4 protein-coding genes are annotated in these 3,438 nt (G+C 73.8%); 1 reads left to right on the top strand and 3 read right to left on the bottom strand.

Annotated features, from left to right (window positions below; all coding sequences use genetic code 11):
* The 3 genes from I9P22_RS23720 to I9P22_RS23710 form a co-directional block, all read right to left on the bottom strand.
* A partial coding sequence (locus I9P22_RS23720; RefSeq protein WP_233253571.1) for an iron chelate uptake ABC transporter family permease subunit occupies positions 1–786 on the bottom strand: 786 nt, incomplete at its 3' end.
* Positions 783–1,787, bottom strand: a complete 1,005-nt coding sequence (locus tag I9P22_RS23715) for a FecCD family ABC transporter permease (RefSeq protein ID WP_199262644.1) — start codon at positions 1,785–1,787, stop codon at positions 783–785. The genes I9P22_RS23715 and I9P22_RS23720, both read right to left, overlap by 4 nt.
* The gene (locus tag I9P22_RS23710) at positions 1,784–2,563 is read right to left on the bottom strand and encodes an ABC transporter ATP-binding protein (protein WP_199262641.1); all 780 of its coding nucleotides are present in this window, start codon (positions 2,561–2,563) and stop codon (positions 1,784–1,786) included. Before I9P22_RS23710 ends, I9P22_RS23715 begins: the two co-directional genes overlap by 4 nt.
* An 89-nt stretch (positions 2,564–2,652) precedes the next feature.
* Here I9P22_RS23710 and I9P22_RS23705 point away from each other — a divergent pair.
* Positions 2,653–3,438, top strand: a 786-nt coding sequence (locus tag I9P22_RS23705) for an LLM class flavin-dependent oxidoreductase (protein WP_199262639.1), incomplete at its 3' end; no start/stop codon positions are given.

Raw genomic sequence — 3,438 nt, 5'->3', positions numbered from 1 at the left:
CAGCAGCACCGCCGCGACCAGGACGGCCGCCCGCACCCGCGCCGCGTCCAGCCCCAGCGCCATGGCCATGGGCGCGCCCAGGTCCAGCAGCCGCAGCGCCCGGCCCAGCAGCAGGATGGCGGCCAGGCTGGCGGCGAACCAGGGCGCCAGCATCGCCACGCGCGGCCAGTCGGCCAGGGCCAGCGACCCGGCCATCCAGCCGGCCAGCGCATGTGAGGTCTCGGGCGGGGTATAGAGGACCAGCACCGCCGTCACCGCCGAAAGCGTCGATTCCAGCGCCAGGCCCATCAGCAGCACCGCCAGCCCGCCGGCATGGCCGCGGACCAGCGCCAGCAGCAGCGCCGCGACCGCCAGCCCGCCCAGCAGCGCCGCGACCGGCAACCAGGCCGGCGGCAGGCCGGGGGCCAGCACGGTCAGGGCCATGACCGCCACCATCGCGCCCTGCGACAGGCCCAGCAGGCCCGGGTCGGCCAGCGGGTTGCGGGCCAGCGATTGCAGCATCGCCCCGGCCAGCGCCACCGACCAGCCGGCCATGAAGCCCAGCAGCAGGCGTGGCAACCGCACCTGGTACAGCGCGAAGGCCTGGTCCGCGTCCAGCGGCGCCAGCAGGTCCAGCCGCGTCTCGCCCCAGGACAGCGACAGCGCCCCCAGCGCCAGGCTGGCCAGCGCCAGCGCCAGCGCGGCGGCCAGGTTCGCCAGCCCGAGCCGTATCCCGCCGGGCAGGCGCAGCACGCGGCGGCCGTCCAGGGCGCGGCTCAGGATCCGGCTGCTGGTCCGGCTCCTCATGCCTCGGCCCCGCGCAGGTAGAAGCGGCGCACCATCAGCATGAAGGCGATGCCGCCCAGCAGCTCCAGCACCACGCCGGTATGCAGCACCAGGGGCGCCAGCGCCACGCGCGCCACCGTCTCGGCCAGCAGGCACAGGCAGGCCCCGGCCAGGGCGCAGCCCGGCAGCAGTGCCCCGAAGCGCGCCCCGGCCAGCGGCCGCACCAGATGCGGCACCACCAGCCCCAGGAAGCCCAGCGGTCCGCAGATCGCCACCGCCGCGGCCGAAGCCAGCACCGCCGCCGACAGCGCCAGAAACTGCGTGCGCGCCACGTCGATGCCCAGCGAGGCAGCCTTCTCGGGCCCCAGGGCCAGCAGCGACAGCCGGCGGGCCAGCAGCAGCATCGCCGCCATGCCAAGCGCCGCCAGCCACCAGAAATCCGCCAGCCTTCCGGCATGGACATGGCTGACATTGCCACCCAGCCAGCCCAGGTAATCCTGCCGCAGCGCCGGATCGGACAGCAGCAGCGCCTGGGTCAGCCCGCCCAGGAACATCGAGACGATTGCCCCGGACAGGATCAGCCCCAGCCCGCGCGGATCATGCGCATGGCCGGCCAGCCGCGCGACGCCCAGGCTGGCCAGGAAGCCCAGGCCGCCGCCGGCCAGCGCCGCCGCCCCCTGCGCCCGCGGCTCCAGCCCCAGCAGGAAGGCGCCGGCCACCACCGCCAGCGCCGCCCCGGCATTGATCCCGACCAGTGCCGGCGAGGCCAGCGGGTTGCGCAGCACCCCCTGCAGCACCGCCCCGGACATGGACAGCGCCGCCCCGGCCAGCATGGCGATCAGCGCGCGCGGCAGGCGCTGGTAGATCACGATGACATCCGCCTGCCGCGTCGCGTCGAAATGGACCAGCGCCGCCCGGATCCCCGAGGGCGGGATCCAGCTTTCCCCCGCCGACAGCGCCAGCAGCAGGCACAGCGCCAGGGCCAGCGTCGCCAGTGCCAGCAGCGTCGGGCCGGGCCTCATGCCCGGGGCTCCGGCAGGTCGGGCAGGCAGATCCGCCGCCCCTGGTGGTGGATGACCTGCGCCTCCAGGCCGAAGACCGCGCGCAGGTTGGCGGGGTTCAGCACTTCGGCCACCGGGCCGGCGGCCTGGGCCCGGCCCGCGGCCATCATCACCACATCGTCGGCGAAGCTCAGCGCCAGGTTCAGGTCGTGCAGGACCGAGACCACCGTCCGGCCCCGGCGCCGGGTCAGGTCGCGCACCAGCCCCAGCAGGGCGTATTGATAGGTGACGTCCAGGTGGTTCACCGGCTCGTCCATCAGCACGATCGGCGTGTCCTGCGCCAGCACCATGGCGACGAAGGCGCGCTGCCGCTGGCCGCCGGACAGGGCGTTGACCGGCAGATGCGCATGGTCCTGCAGCCCGACGGTGCGCAGCGCCTCGCCGAACAGCCGGCGGTCGCGCGCGTCCGGCCCGGCGAACAGGCCCTGCCGGGCATGGCCGCCCATCTCGACCAGCTCGCCCAGGGTCAGATAGTCGGGCCAATGGTTCTCTTGCGGCAGCCAGGCGATGCGCCGCGCCAGCGCCCGGCGCGGGATGCGGGCCATGGGCAGGCCGTCCAGGGTGACGCGGCCGGCCTGGGGCCGCAGGAAGCCCATCACCGCCTTCAGCAGCGTCGATTTGCCGCAACCGTTGGGGCCGACCAGCGCAGTGAAGCGGCCGGGCGCAAAGCAGGCGTCCAACCCGCGAATGACCGGCTTTCGGCCATAGCCGACCGTCAGGTCCTCGATGCGGATCACGTCCTTAACCCCCGCTGGCAATCCCGTCCCCAGGTTCGTAAAGTAAAATGGTCGGAATTATCCAGTCGCAATTTCACGAGGGACATACGGTGGGACAAGCGATGGTGCGGGCGCTGCATATCGGTCTGGCTCTGGCGCGCAGCTGGGGGCCGCCGCCGGCGCCCGACCAGGCGCTGGCGCTGGATCGCGCGCTGGCGGTCCGGGCCGAGGCCGCGCATCTGGACTTCGTCTTCAAGCCCGACAGCCTTTACATCGACCCGAAGGGGGCGGGGCCGCGCATCGCGCGGGCGATGCTGGACCCGACGCTGGTGCTGACCGCCCTGGCCGGGGCGACGCGGCGCATCGGGCTGGTCACGACGATCTCGACCAGCTTCAACCCGCCCTATGTCGTCGCCCGGCAATTGCAGAGCCTGAACTGGCTCAGCGGCGGCAGGGTCGGCTGGAACATCGTCACCGCGCTGGACGGAGAACGGAATTTCGGCCTGGCCGCCATGCCCTCGGCGGCCGAGCGCTATGCCCGCGCGGCCGAATTCACCGCTGTCGTCCGCCGGCTCTGGGACAGTCATGGCACCGAAGGGCTTTCCGCCATCGACCATCGCGGCGCCTTCTACCAGGTCGAGGGGCCGCTGAACGTGCCGCGCCATCCGGCGCGCATCGCGCTGTTCCAGGCCGGCGCCTCCGACGAGGGGCGCGGCTTCGCCGCCTCGGTTGCCGATGCGATCTTCGCCTCGGTCCCCGACCGTGCCGCGGGGCAGGAGCTGCGGTCGGACCTGCAGCGCCGGGCCCGCGCCGCCGGCTGCGACGACGCGCCGCGGCTGCTGCCGGGCTTCCACGCCTACCTGGCCCCCAGCCGGAGCGCGGCGCAAGAGCTGTTC

Source organism: Paracoccus binzhouensis (genome assembly GCF_016446475.1).
GTDB lineage: Bacteria > Pseudomonadota > Alphaproteobacteria > Rhodobacterales > Rhodobacteraceae > Paracoccus > Paracoccus binzhouensis.
This window is presented reverse-complemented; position numbering and strand designations above follow the sequence as displayed.

Bases quoted from the DNA above. Each gene is read 5' to 3' on its own strand.
- I9P22_RS23715 (WP_199262644.1), bottom strand. From the start codon at position 1,787: ATGAGGCCCGGCCCGACGCTGCTGGCACTGGCGACGCTGGCCCTGGCG.